General features: G+C 44.7%; 10 protein-coding genes. 6 read left to right on the top strand and 4 right to left on the bottom strand.

The window, feature by feature from the left end:
* Nucleotides 1–1,245 (top strand): lipoprotein-releasing ABC transporter permease subunit LolE, encoded by a 1,245-nt coding sequence (gene lolE / locus R8N49_RS19775; RefSeq protein ID WP_025766930.1) that lies wholly within the window; start codon nucleotides 1–3, stop codon nucleotides 1,243–1,245.
* 148 nt (nucleotides 1,246–1,393) lie between these two features.
* Here lolE and R8N49_RS19780 read toward each other — a convergent pair whose 3' ends face one another.
* On the bottom strand, nucleotides 1,394–1,903 hold the full coding sequence (locus R8N49_RS19780) for a DUF2062 domain-containing protein (protein WP_005387834.1): 510 nt from the start codon (nucleotides 1,901–1,903) through the stop codon (nucleotides 1,394–1,396).
* A gap of 8 nt (nucleotides 1,904–1,911) precedes the next feature.
* Here R8N49_RS19780 and R8N49_RS19785 point away from each other — a divergent pair, with 8 nt between their 5' ends.
* From R8N49_RS19785 to kdsB, 5 genes are read left to right on the top strand one after another with little or no spacing between them, the layout of a single operon-like run.
* On the top strand, nucleotides 1,912–4,167 hold the full coding sequence (locus R8N49_RS19785; RefSeq protein WP_258489989.1) for a DNA internalization-related competence protein ComEC/Rec2: 2,256 nt from the start codon (nucleotides 1,912–1,914) through the stop codon (nucleotides 4,165–4,167).
* A 31-nt stretch (nucleotides 4,168–4,198) separates the two neighbouring features.
* Nucleotides 4,199–5,947 carry a lipid A ABC transporter ATP-binding protein/permease MsbA gene (gene msbA, locus R8N49_RS19790; protein WP_186584398.1) on the top strand — a complete coding sequence of 583 codons (1,749 nt, stop codon included), beginning with the start codon at nucleotides 4,199–4,201 and terminating at the stop codon, nucleotides 5,945–5,947.
* Between the two features lie 5 nt (nucleotides 5,948–5,952).
* On the top strand, nucleotides 5,953–6,960 hold the full coding sequence (lpxK, locus tag R8N49_RS19795; RefSeq protein ID WP_186584397.1) for a tetraacyldisaccharide 4'-kinase: 1,008 nt from the start codon (nucleotides 5,953–5,955) through the stop codon (nucleotides 6,958–6,960).
* Nucleotides 6,941–7,120, top strand: a complete 180-nt coding sequence (locus tag R8N49_RS19800; protein WP_005378451.1) for a Trm112 family protein — start codon at nucleotides 6,941–6,943, stop codon at nucleotides 7,118–7,120. Before lpxK ends, R8N49_RS19800 begins: the two co-directional genes overlap by 20 nt.
* A complete protein-coding gene (gene kdsB / locus R8N49_RS19805) occupies nucleotides 7,120–7,875 on the top strand; it encodes a 3-deoxy-manno-octulosonate cytidylyltransferase (RefSeq protein WP_053349434.1) in 756 nt (251 codons plus the stop codon). The genes R8N49_RS19800 and kdsB overlap by 1 nt, the downstream gene beginning before the upstream one ends.
* A gap of 79 nt (nucleotides 7,876–7,954) precedes the next feature.
* On the opposite strand, the gene R8N49_RS19810 is transcribed toward kdsB, so the two are convergent.
* From R8N49_RS19810 to R8N49_RS19820, 3 genes are read right to left on the bottom strand one after another with little or no spacing between them, the layout of a single operon-like run.
* Nucleotides 7,955–9,514 carry a SpoVR family protein gene (locus R8N49_RS19810; protein WP_005378449.1) on the bottom strand — a complete coding sequence of 520 codons (1,560 nt, stop codon included), beginning with the start codon at nucleotides 9,512–9,514 and terminating at the stop codon, nucleotides 7,955–7,957.
* An 11-nt stretch (nucleotides 9,515–9,525) separates the two neighbouring features.
* The gene (locus tag R8N49_RS19815) at nucleotides 9,526–10,797 is read right to left on the bottom strand and encodes a YeaH/YhbH family protein (RefSeq protein WP_186584396.1); all 1,272 of its coding nucleotides are present in this window, start codon (nucleotides 10,795–10,797) and stop codon (nucleotides 9,526–9,528) included.
* Nucleotides 10,798–10,844: 47 nt separating this feature from the next.
* A complete protein-coding gene (locus R8N49_RS19820; RefSeq protein WP_005378447.1) occupies nucleotides 10,845–12,779 on the bottom strand; it encodes a PrkA family serine protein kinase in 1,935 nt (644 codons plus the stop codon).
* Nucleotides 12,780–12,973: the final 194 nt, after the last annotated feature.

Below are 12,973 nucleotides of genomic sequence, written 5' to 3' on the forward strand. Positions count from 1 at the left end.
TTGTTTACCTCTTTAGCTTTGATGATTGGTGGTCGCTTCAGTCGAGCGAAAAAGCGCAACAAGATGGTGTCTTTCATATCGCTTTCTTCGACCATTGGTATTGCGGTTGGCGTTGCTGTGATCATTATCGGTTTGTCTGCAATGAATGGCTTTGAGCGCGAGCTGCAATCGCGTGTGTTGTCTGTGATCCCACACGGCGAGTTAGAAGGTGTTAATGGACCACTTCATGACTACACCAAAACGATGAATCAAGCTCTAAAACATGAACATGTTGTTGCGGCAGCACCGTACGTTCGTTTTACGGGCTTGGCAGAAAAAGGCAGTAAGCTAAAAGCGATAGAAGTTCGTGGTGTAGAGCCTACTTTCGAGCAAGCGGTGTCGAGCTTATCGAATTTTATTGACCAAGAAGCTTGGCAAAACTTTTATGCCGGTCAGCAGCAAGTGATCTTAGGCCGAGGTGTAGCAAACGAGCTAAATGTCGCCGTGGGGGATTACGTTACGTTGATGATTCCGCAAACAGGCGGCGCAAATAAAGTGCAGGCTCCTAAGCGTGTGCGCGTGAAGGTGTCAGGGTTCTTAACGTTGAATGGCCAAATCGACCACTCTCTAGCGTTAGTACCATTAGCGGATGCTCAGCAATACGCGAGGTTAGGGGAAGGGGTCACTGGCATCTCACTAAAAACGGACGATGTTCTCAATGCGCCTTCTATTGTTCGCGAGGTTGGTAGCATGGTTGATGTTTACGTGTATTTGAAAAGCTGGCAGCAAAAGTTTGGTTTTTTGTATCGCGATATTCAGCTCGTGCGCACCATTATGTACTTGGTGATGGTACTGGTGATTGGCGTGGCATGTTTTAATATTGTGTCTACGTTGATGATGGCAGTGAAAGACCGAGCGGCGGAAATTGCAATTTTGCGAACAATGGGAGCAAAAGATAGCCTAATCAAACGGATCTTTGTTTGGCAAGGTGTATTCTCTGGTGTATTTGGTAGTCTCGTCGGCAGTGTTATCGGTGTCTTAGTAGCGTTAAACCTGACTCCGTTAATTAAAGGGCTAGAGAGCTTAATCGGTCATCAGTTTTTATCGGGTGATATTTACTTTGTTGACTTCTTACCATCACAACTACACTGGCCAGATGTCGCATTGGTGTCAGTGACGGCGATAGTGCTTAGTTTACTTGCGACGTGGTATCCTGCTTCTCGTGCCGCAAGGTTGAATCCGGCGGCTGTACTGAGTTCTAAATAGCTGATTATTTTACAATATGCGAAAAACAAAAAGGACCGAATTCGGTCCTTTTTTGTATTTATCCGACTTGAGTAACATCGCGTTTCATTCTAACTGTTAGATGCCCCTCAACTGATAGCTCAAATGCTGATTTTTACGCAGTAAGGTCTTATCTTATTTTGCGTTTTTGCCAGCTCCGTACCACCGAGTAGCGCCAAAGCCCTCGAATTCCGAAGTAGCCAATAATCGCGGATACAACCCCACAAATTGCGCAGCCCAATAGAAATGGAGGTCCAATGGTGCTCATTTGCTGCATGATGAATTCCCACGATAGTTCAAAGTGAAAAGGTTGCGGGGGAAGACGCATCACTAGAGCACCTAGCTTGTACGCAAAGTAAAATAGCACAGGCATAGTGATAGGATTGCTGATCCATACCAAAGCGACGGAGAGGGGCAGATTGACACCCAACATAATGGCCAAACCAGCGGCCATGATCATTTGGCTCGGCAGCGGAACAAAAGCCATAAATAACCCGACAGCAAAAGCCCCTGATGCCGAGCGGCGGTTTAAGCACCACAAGTTTGGGTTGTACAACACATTGCCGAAGACCTTCAATGCTTTTTGGCGTTTGATCAATTCATGATCTGGCATGAAGCGTTTTATCAGCTTTCTAGGCATAGGACAGCATGACTCTCTCAGAAAAAAGTTGGACCTTGGCGTTATTTGTAGCGAGCGTAATCTCGTCAGCTTGGTGGCCGACAATACCAGATTGGCGTTGGTTGCTGCTGGGAATAATAACCACTGGCTCAATAATCAAATTACGTCGTGGCTTAATTAGCATAGGCGCAATTGCGGGCTTTATGGTTGTCATCGTCCACGGCAATGTATTGGAGTCTCAGAGACAAGCCCTTTTTCAAGCAGGGGAGAATATTACCATAATTGGTAAAGTTGACAGCCCTTTTACGCAAATAAGTCACGGTTATGAAGGTATTGTCGCTATAGAAGCGGTAAATTCTCAAACTCTGTTACCTTTTCTTAAACCTAAAATCCGTCTTATTACGCCTTTTCCACTCGATGTTAACAGTGAGTTTACGACATCCATCTCGTTAAAGCCGATTACAGGTCTACGCAACGAAGCTGGCTTTGATGCTGAAAAGCACGCGATGGGTAAAAATATTATCGCCCGAGCGGTTGTTAACAAAGATGCTAAGTGGATTGTTCGTTCTAATGTATCTCTGCGTCAATCCATTATTGCCGATGTCGCTGATGATGTGTCTTCCCTTCATCATTTCTCGTTAATAAGTGCGTTAGTTTTTGCTGACCGTTCTTGGTTGTCTAAGGAAGATTGGCAAGCGCTCAGGGACAGTGGTTTACTGCATTTGGTCTCCATTTCTGGTTTACATATTGGTATGGCGTTTACTTTTGGGCTAGTCGTGGGCGGTACCGTTCGTTATCTATTACCCCAATACCAGTTGTTACCTAGCTTATATGGGCTGATCTTCGCTGTTGCCTACGCTTGGTTAGCGGATTTCTCTCTGCCTACTACGCGAGCAGTGTCGGTATGCGTTGTTTACGTTCTCCTGAAGTATACTCTGGTGCACTGGACTTCTTGGCGAGTTCTTTTGCTTGCAGTATCTCTACAACTGCTTGTCCAACCTTTTGCATCCTACAGTATGAGCTTTTGGTTATCGTACCTCTCCGTTTGTGCGGTATTGTTCGCAATTAATTTGATTCGACATCAAAGGGGAGGTTGGAAAGCGCGATTAAAAGCGTTATTGCTTACTCAATTGATGTTGAGCGCTTTAATCGTACCTGTTAGTGGCCATTTCTTCTCCGGTTTTAGTTTGTCCTCAATAGCCTACAACTTGGTATTTATTCCTTGGTTCGGATTTATCGTTGTACCTTTGATGTTTCTAGCCCTGTTCTCATCTTTGTTTCTTGAAATGATAGCGAAGCCTCTGTGGCATTTGGTGGACTGGTCATTACAGCCATTGAGCACGTCAATACAGTACGCAGTAGGTTCTTGGCAACCCATTAGCATGGAAATGACAATGCTGGTTATGGTGATAGTGGTTTGCTTAATATTTCAACGGTTCATGTCTCAGTACGCGTGGTATTTGTTACTCGGCATCGTTATTAGTATCAAGTTTGCAGCGGAGTATGAACCGCATTGGCGTATCGATGTATTAGATGTAGGTCATGGCCTTGCAGTGGTTGTAGAAAAAGACGACAAGGTGTTGCTGTATGACACTGGTAAAGCATGGCAAAGTGGCAGTATCGCAGAGCAGGTCGTCACTCCGGTTTTGCATCAACGAGGTTATGAAAGCATAGATACACTGATTCTAAGCCATTCCGATAATGATCACGCAGGCGGCCGCTTTTTCATTGAAGATGCCTTTTCTCCACAGCGTAAACTTAGTAGTCAATTCTTTATCGGATATGAACCTTGCACTAGAGGCGACCAATGGAAATGGCAAGGATTAAAGATGGAAGTGCTCTGGCCTCCTGCACTTGTTCAACGTGCGTATAATCCGCACTCCTGTGTATTACGACTTACTGACCCTATTTCTAACTTTAGTATGCTTTTTACTGGTGATATTGAGGCCATTAGCGAGTGGATTTTGCTTAGAGAACCCGGAAAGTTACAAAGCGATGTGATGCTAGTCCCTCACCACGGGAGTAAAAGTTCATCGAATCCTCGATTTATCGAGGCGGTGAGCCCGAGTGTGGCGGTTGCTTCTTTAGCAAAAAACAATCGATGGGGAATGCCAGCGGAAAATGTCGTTGCTTCATACCGAAAGCTTGGCATTACTTGGCTTGATACTGGTGAGGGTGGTCAGGTAAGCTTCTTTATTCACCGTGATAATTGGCGCTCAGAAACCAAACGTAGCGATACATTTGAGCCTTGGTATAGGCAGATGCTGCGTAAGGGAGTAGAATGAGAGTCTTAATGTAAGAAAATAAAGCACTTCTATGTCGATAAATACTGATGAAACGACTTGGCAGACGTTTAAGCGTCTATGGCAATTTATTCGCCTTTATAAGTCAGGTCTTGTCGTTGCAGTCATTGCATTAGTTATTAATGCCATATCAGATACCTATATGATTTCCCTGCTAAAACCACTACTCGATGAAGGTTTTGGGAACGCTGAATCTGATTTTTTACGCACGCTTCCATTGATTATTTTTGCCATGATGTTCATCCGTGGCATAAGTGGATTTGTCTCCACCTACTGTTTGAGCTGGGTATCTGGCAACGTAGTTATGCAAGTCCGTCGCATGGTGTTCAATCACTTTATGCATATGCCAGTGTCTTACTTTGATAAGGAAAAGACGGGCAATTTATTGTCGCGTATAACCTACGACTCAGAGCAAGTGTCAGCGGCAACTAGCCAAGCGTTGGTGAGCATTGTCCGTGAAGGCGCAAGTATCATTGGTCTGTTAGTTTTGATGTTTTACAACAGCTGGCAGTTGTCGCTAGTGCTGTTTGCTGTTGCTCCCGTTGTAGCATGGGGTATTGGTGTTGTTTCTAAACGTTTTAGAAAAATATCCAAAAATATGCAGACCATGATGGGTAACGTAACTGCATCAGCAGAGCAGATGCTGAAAGGCCATAAAGTTGTGTTGAGCTATGGCGGCCAAGACATCGAACGTAAACGATTTGAAAAAGTCAGCAACCAAATGCGTCAACAAAGCATGAAGTTGGTGACGGCTCAAGCGGCGGCTAACCCTATCATCCAAATGATTGCATCACTTGCAATTGTTGCCGTTCTTTATTTAGCAAGTATTGATTCGATTAAAGAGCAACTGACTCCAGGTACATTTACTGTTGTCTTCTCTGCAATGTTTGGTCTGATGCGCCCACTTAAAGCGCTGACTAACGTTACTTCTCAGTTCCAACGTGGTATGGCCGCGAGCCAAACGCTCTTCGCGTTAATTGACCTCGAGCCTGAGAAAAACGAAGGTAAGTTGACAGTTGAACGCGCAAATGGCGATGTTTCAGTTAAAAACGTAAGCTTTACTTACACTGGTGCAGAAAAACCAGCATTGGAAAATGTCAGCTTCGATATTCCAAGAGGAAAAACGGTGGCGCTAGTTGGCCGTTCTGGCTCAGGTAAAAGTACCATCGCGAACTTGTTCAACCGCTTCTATGATGTTGACAGTGGATCTATCACATTAGATGGGCATGATATTCGTGATTACGAGCTAAAGAATTTACGCCAGCAATTTGCACTAGTATCGCAAAATGTTCATTTGTTTAATGACACGATAGCAAACAATATTGCGTACGCAACGGATGGCCAATATGAGCGCAGTGATATCGAGAAAGCGGCAACACTCGCGCATGCGATGGAGTTCATCAGCAAAATGGATGATGGACTTGATACCATGATTGGTGAAAATGGTGCTAGCTTGTCTGGTGGTCAACGCCAACGTGTTGCGATTGCGCGAGCTCTATTGCGTGATGCTCCAGTGCTGATTCTTGATGAGGCAACTTCGGCTTTGGATACCGAATCCGAGCGAGCTATTCAAGCTGCACTTGATGAGCTGCAAAAAGATAAAACGGTACTTGTAATAGCGCACCGCTTATCCACAATCGAGAAAGCCGATGAAATTCTTGTGGTTGATGATGGTGCCATCATTGAACGTGGCAACCACGCTGAGCTTATTAAGAAAAATGGTGCGTATGCACAATTGCACCGTATTCAGTTTGGTGAATAAGCGCGGTGGTTGAAAAAATCTGGTTTGAAAACCATCCAATAAAATACCTCTTGTGGCCGCTTTTGTGGCCACTGAGTTTATTATTTGGAACGATAAGCAAGTCAAAGCGAAAGCAATACCAAACTGGCCGCAAGCAAGCTTATAATGCGCCAATACCTGTTGTTGTGGTTGGCAATATCACTGCTGGTGGCAATGGTAAAACACCAGTTGTTGTGTGGCTTGTTGAGCAACTACAGCAAATGGGCTTTAAGCCGGGGGTTGTTTCTCGTGGTTATGGGGCAAAGGCTCCTGCCTATCCGTTAGTGCTAAAAGAAGATACGCCAGCGAAGCATTGTGGCGATGAACCTAAGTTGATTCATCGCCGTACAGGAGCACCTGTTGCGGTAGATCCTGTGCGTTCAAATGCAGTGAAAGCACTGCTAGATTTGGATGTGGATATCATAATTACGGATGATGGATTACAACATTATGCGTTAGGCCGTGATATTGAGTTAGTGATTGTGGATGGGAATCGCCGGTTTGGGAATGAAAGCCTGATTCCATTAGGTCCTTTACGTGAAGGTATTGAGCGACTTAAAGAAGTCGACTTTATCATCACCAATGGCGGTCAAGCGCATACGGGCGAAATCGCAATGGCTTTAGCACCCTCTAAAGCTATTAATCTTAAGACTAAGCAACATGTGGATGTCTCGGAGTTGAAAGATCTCGTCGCATTTGCGGGCATTGGGCATCCTCCGCGGTTTTTTCATACACTAAACTCGATGAACGCAGATGTTAAAGTCACAAAAGGTTTTGCTGACCATCAAGACTTTGATCAACAAGAATTAGAAGCATTGGCTCAACAAGGGACCAATGTGGTTATGACCGAGAAAGATGCCGTCAAGTGCAGCCATTATGCGCAAGATAATTGGTGGTATCTGCCTGTATCTGCCCAGTTTGAATCAAACGATGCAGAGCAAATTTTAAATAGAATAAAAGAGGTTAAAGCGGCTTATGGATCACCGTCTACTTGAGATTGTAGCTTGCCCTGTTTGCAAAGGTAAGCTGACGTACGATAAAGATAATCAAGAGTTGATCTGCAAATTGGATCGCCTTGCTTACCCGATCAAAGAGGGTATTCCAGTTCTGCTAGAGCCTGAAGCTCGCACTATGAGCATGGATGAGGGACGCTAATGTCTTTTACGGTTGTCATCCCTTCGCGCTACGCATCGAGCCGTTTGCCTGGTAAACCGCTAGCGGATATTGGTGGTAAGCCTATGGTTCAGTGGGTTTATGAACAAGCGCTACAAGCGGGTGCGGAAGATGTCATCGTTGCAACTGATGACGAGCGTGTTGCGAAAGCGGTTTCGTCATTTGGTGGTAAAGTTTGTATGACCTCTCCCCACCACGAATCAGGTACGGAGCGTCTTGCCGAAGTTGTTGAAAAGATGGCTATTCCGTCAGACCACATTATTGTTAATGTGCAAGGGGATGAGCCTTTGATTCCGCCGTCCATCATTCGTCAGGTTGCTGATAACTTATCTGGGTGTGAAGCCCCGATGGCGACGTTAGCTGTAGAAATAGACTCGGAAGAGGAAGTGTTCAACCCGAACGCTGTTAAAGTTGTCGCAGATGAGCAAGGCTATGCGATGTACTTTAGTCGAGCAACCATCCCCTGGGATCGCGATAACTTTGCTAAACAAGACAAAACCATTGCCAACCCATTAATGCGTCATATTGGTATTTATGCTTATCGAGCTGGTTTCATTAATACGTATGTCAACTGGGCACCAAGTGCATTAGAGCAGATTGAGTGTCTTGAGCAACTGCGAGTGCTTTGGTACGGTGAAAAAATTCATGTGGCGGTAGCGAAAGAAGCACCAGCAGCAGGCGTTGATACGCCCGAAGATCTAGAAGCCGTGCGCGCGATTGTTGCAAAGCAAGCGTAACAAATGCTCATATAGATTTAAGAATAAACAAGGCTCCTGAATTAGGAGCCTTTTTGTTTTACTTGTATCGCGGTATTAGTTAAATGTTAGTGTCGTATTGGTTCCGTTTAGGGCAGGTCGCTAACACCTCTCGGTGACCGGTGTCTTTCACTTCTTGGAGAATGACATCAAAGCCCCATAATCGATACACGTGCTTTAGAACTTCTTCGTAACTATCATCAAGTGGGATGCGGTTGTGAGGAACGTACTGCAACGTAAGCGAGCGATCACCACGGACATCGACATTAAACACCTGAATGTTTGGCTCAAGATTAGATAAGTTATACTGAGCGGCTAGGGTTTCTCTAATGCGTTTATAACCCATCTCATCGTGTATCGCAGCGACTTCAATAAAGTTCTTATGATCATCATCGTTGATCGCAAACAACTTGAAATCACGCATTAATTTCGGAGAAAGGTATTGGCTAATAAAGCTTTCATCTTTGAAATTATGCATCGCGAAATGCACTGCATCTAACCAGTCGGTTCCTGCCAAGTCTGGAAACCACTCCTTGTCCTCATCAGTTGGTTCTTCACAGATACGCTTAATATCTCGGAACATGGCAAAGCCTAACGCGTAGGGGTTAATGCCATTAAAGTAAGGACTGTTATAAGGCGGCTGAGCCACGACACTGGTGTGGCTATGTAAGAACTCTAGAATGAACTTTTCAGACACCAAGCCCTCATCATAAAGATGGTTGAGTATGGTGTAGTGCCAGAACGTTGCCCAGCCCTCATTCATGACTTGCGTTTGTTTTTGCGGATAAAAATACTGACTGATCTTACGGACGATCCGAACAACTTCACGTTGCCATGGCTCTAACAACGGAGCATGTTTTTCGAAGAAGTAGAGCAAATTTTCCTGAGGCTCGCTTGGGAATCGCTCTTTAATGTCTTCCTCTTTCGTCTTGGCTGTTGGTACCGTGCGCCAAAGCTCATTAACTTGAGATTGTAGGTATGCTTCGCGTTCTTCTTGTCTTGCTTTTTCCTCTGTAATTGAGATTTTCTCTGGACGCTTGTAGCGGTCTACACCAAAGTTCATTAACGCGTGACAAGAGTCGAGAAGCTTTTCCACTTCTTTTACGCCATATCGTTCTTCACATTCGGCTAAGTACTTTTTGGCGAACAGCAGATAGTCGATAATAGAACTGGCGTCAGTCCACGTTTGGAATAGGTAATTACCTTTGAAAAAAGAGTTATGGCCGTAACACGCGTGCGCTATAACGAGTGCTTGCATTGTTACCGTATTTTCTTCCATCAAATAAGCAATACAAGGGTCGGAGTTAATCACAATCTCGTAGGCTAGCCCCATTTGACCATGTTTATAGTTCTGCTCTGTTTGGATGAATTTTTTACCAAATGACCAGTGATTGTAATTGATTGGCATGCCGATACTTGAGTAGGCATCCATCATCTGTTCTGAAGTAATCACTTCTATTTGGTTAGGGTAAGTGTCTAGGCGATAATGCTCCGCGACACGCTTAATTTCTTTGTGGTATCGCTCTAACAGCTCAAATGTCCAATCTGGTCCATCTGGCAACACTTTACTGTTACGCTTCTTAGGCGCCTCTCCTGAGAGGTTTCTCGTTGCGGTATTCATCGCTAGCCTCCTTACGCCGTTTCTTTTTGGAATAGTTCACGAAAGACTGGGAAAATATCCTCCACAGAGCGAATGTTTTTCATTGCGAAATTAGGAAACTCTTCAGTGAGTTTTTCGTACTCATGCCATAGAGTTTGGTGCGAGCGCCGTGTGATCTCTATGTAAGAGTAGTACTGACAGTTTGGAAGTAATTTGTTCACTAATAGATCCCGGCACCTTGGCGAATCATCTGCCCAGTTGTCACCGTCGGATGCTTGAGCTGCATATATGTTCCACTGACCAATCGGGTATCGCTCTTTTACTATTTCATCCATTAACTTGAGTGCGCTAGATACAATGGTGCCCCCGGTTTCTTGTGAGTAGAAAAATTCGTGCTCGTCCACTTCCTTCGCTTGGGTATGGTGGCGGATAAAGACGACTTCGACATTCTCGTAGGTACGAGTTAAGAACAAGTACAAAAGAACATAGAAGCGTTTTGCGATGTCTTTCGTTGCCTGATCCATCGAACCGGATACGTCCATTAGACAGAACATGACCGCTTGGCTCGATGGTACCGGGCGTTTCTCATAGTTCTTGAAGCGTAAGTCGAAGGTATCGATGAACGGCACGCTTTCGATTTTCTTGCGCAGTTCTTCAATTTCAGCCTTCAAGCGGTTCTCTTCAAACTGCTGAGCAGGTTCAATATTTTTGATGCGAGCAAGTTCGTCTTCTAACTCTTTAAGAAGTCGTTTCTTACCGGCAGTCATTGCAGTACGGCGCGCAAGAGATTGTTGCAGAGAACGTACTACGGCGATATTGGAAGGGATACCGGCAGTTTGAAAGCCTGCACGGTGTGTTTTCCATTCAGTGATTTTGGCAATTTGGTTTTTTTCTAGATTAGGCAGCTCGAGATCTTCGAACAAAATATCGAGGTACTCATCTTTTGATATTTGGAATACAAATTCGTCTTGGCCTTCTCCATCTGGACTGGCGTTCCCTTCTCCTGAGCCGCTACCCTGACCGCCACCTTTGGGACGCTCAATTTTATCACCAGCAATAAATTGATCGTTACCGGGATGAACTCGTTCGCGAACACCACCTTTGCCTTGATGAAATATAGGCTCATTGATGTCTTTGTGAGGGATAGAGACGTCTTCGCCCGTTTCCGTATTCGTAATCGAGCGTCGATTCACTGCGTCTGCTACCGACTCTTTTATTTGCTCTTTGTGGCGCTTCAAGAAGCGCTGTCGATTAACAGCGCTCTTGTTCTTGCCATTGAGCCTTCGGTCTATAAATTGCGCCATGAAATAGCCCTCTTCATGTTTCACAAGCGACCTAACTCAATACTGGGTTAGGATGACTTACGTACTCGTAGGTACCACTCAGAAAGTAGGCGAACCTGTTTCTCGGTATAGCCTTTTTCCATCATGCGAGCGACAAAGTCGTCGTGCTTCTTCTGATCTTCAGAAGAGGTTTTCGCATTAAATGAGATAACCGGAAGTAGCTCTTCGGTATTGGAGAACATTTTCTTCTCGATTACTGTGCGCAGTTTTTCGTAGCTGGTCCAAACCGGGTTTTGACCATTGTTATTCGCTTTCGCACGAAGCACAAAGTTAACGATTTCGTTTCGGAAATCTTTCGGGTTAGAAATACCAGCTGTTTTTTCGATCTTCTCTAGCTCAGCATTCAGTGAAGAGCGATCAAATAGCTGACCAGTTTCTGGATCTCGGTACTCTTGGTCTTGAATCCAGAAGTCTGCATAGGTGACATATCGGTCGAAGATGTTTTGGCCGTATTCAGAGTAAGACTCAAGATAAGCGGTCTGAATCTCTTTACCGATAAATTCAACGTATCGAGGTACTAGGTAGCCTTTCAAGAACTCGAGATATTTCTCTGCTGTTTCAGCAGGGAACTGTTCGCGCTCAACCTGTTGTTCAATCACATAGAATAGATGTACAGGGTTGGCTGCCACTTCGGTTTGGTCGAAGTTAAATACGCGTGACAAAATCTTAAAGGCAAAACGTGTTGAGAGACCGTTCATGCCTTCATCGACACCAGCATAATCACGATACTCTTGATAGCTTTTTGCCTTTGGATCCGTATCTTTCAGCGTTTCACCGTCGTATACGCGCATCTTAGAGAAGATGGACGAGTTCTCAGGCTCTTTAAGTCGAGAAAGAATACTGAATTGTGCCAGAGTCTCGAGTGTGCTTGGTGAACAAGGGGCTTGAGATAACTCACTGTTTTCGAGAAGTTTTTGGTAGATTTTGACTTCTTCTGAAACACGTAGACAGTAAGGTACTTTCACAATATAAACACGGTCCAAGAACGCTTCATTGTTCTTGTTGTTACGGAAGGTCTGCCACTCAGATTCGTTTGAGTGAGCCAGAATCATACCGTCGAATGGAATCGCAGAAAGGCCTTCTGTACCGTTGAAGTTGCCTTCTTGCGTTGCTGTTAGCAGCGGGTGAAGCACTTTGATTGGTGCTTTGAACATCTCAACGAATTCCATTAAACCTTGGTTTGCTTTACACAGCGCACCGGAGTAGCTGTAAGCGTCTGGATCGTCTTGCGAATAGTGTTCAAGCTTACGAATATCGACTTTACCAACCAATGATGAGATATCTTGGTTGTTTTCATCGCCTGGTTCAGTTTTGGCAATACCGATTTGGTCAAGGATAGAAGGGCGTACTTTCACTACTTTAAATTTGGTGATATCACCACCAAACTCGTGAAGACGTTTAGCGGCCCAAGGAGACATGATCGAGCGAAGATAACGGTGCTCGATGCCATACTCTTTTTTCAAAATATCGCCATCTTCTGTGGCTTTGAATAGGCAGAATGGATGGTCATTCACTGGGCTGCGTTCGCCGTTAGCAGTAAGAACATAAATAGGCATCTGTTCCATCAGAGCCTTAAGCTTTTCTGCAAGCGAAGACTTACCGCCACCTACAGGGCCGAGTAGGTAAAGAATCTGCTTACGCTCTTCTAGGCCTTGCGCCGCATGTTTTAGGTAAGACACAATTTGTTCTATAGCATCTTCCATGCCATAAAAGTCTTTAAAGGTTTCATAACGAGAGATAACACGATTCGAGAAGATTCGGCTTAGTCTCGGATCCTTTGCCGTATCGATTATCTCTGGTTCACCAATCGCCATCAGTAGGCGTTCTGCTGCATTAGCATAAGCGCTTTTGTCATCTTTACACAGGGCTAAAAACTCCTGTAACGACATCTCTTCATCTTTTGCAGCTTCATATCTTGATTGATAGTGGTCGAAAATACTCATGTCGCTTTCCCCTTTAATAGTCAGTCTACCGACGAACGTTGATTCAGGCTTTCCACCAACAGTTATGCTCGTTGTTGTTTGAATATACGTCCTGTTATCACATTTGGTTCGTACAGAATGTAAGATTGGCGACACCAAAGACTTTGCTTTATGGACGGTTTTTTCGTTACAACGGTGAGCGGTGGATATGAATT

The organism is Vibrio sp. 1978, assembly GCF_033344345.1.

Excerpts from the sequence above, each read along its gene's own strand:
- R8N49_RS19810 (WP_005378449.1), bottom strand. The coding sequence starts at position 9,514 with ATGAATACCGCAACGAGAAACCTCTCAGGAGAGGCGCCTAAGAAGCGT.
- R8N49_RS19780 (WP_005387834.1), bottom strand. The coding sequence starts at position 1,903 with ATGCCTAGAAAGCTGATAAAACGCTTCATGCCAGATCATGAATTGATC.
- msbA (WP_186584398.1), top strand. The coding sequence starts at position 4,199 with ATGTCGATAAATACTGATGAAACGACTTGGCAGACGTTTAAGCGTCTA.
- kdsB (WP_053349434.1), top strand. The coding sequence starts at position 7,120 with ATGTCTTTTACGGTTGTCATCCCTTCGCGCTACGCATCGAGCCGTTTG.
- R8N49_RS19785 (WP_258489989.1), top strand. The coding sequence starts at position 1,912 with ATGACTCTCTCAGAAAAAAGTTGGACCTTGGCGTTATTTGTAGCGAGC.
- R8N49_RS19800 (WP_005378451.1), top strand. The coding sequence starts at position 6,941 with ATGGATCACCGTCTACTTGAGATTGTAGCTTGCCCTGTTTGCAAAGGT.
- R8N49_RS19815 (WP_186584396.1), bottom strand. The coding sequence starts at position 10,797 with ATGGCGCAATTTATAGACCGAAGGCTCAATGGCAAGAACAAGAGCGCT.
- R8N49_RS19820 (WP_005378447.1), bottom strand. The coding sequence starts at position 12,779 with ATGAGTATTTTCGACCACTATCAATCAAGATATGAAGCTGCAAAAGAT.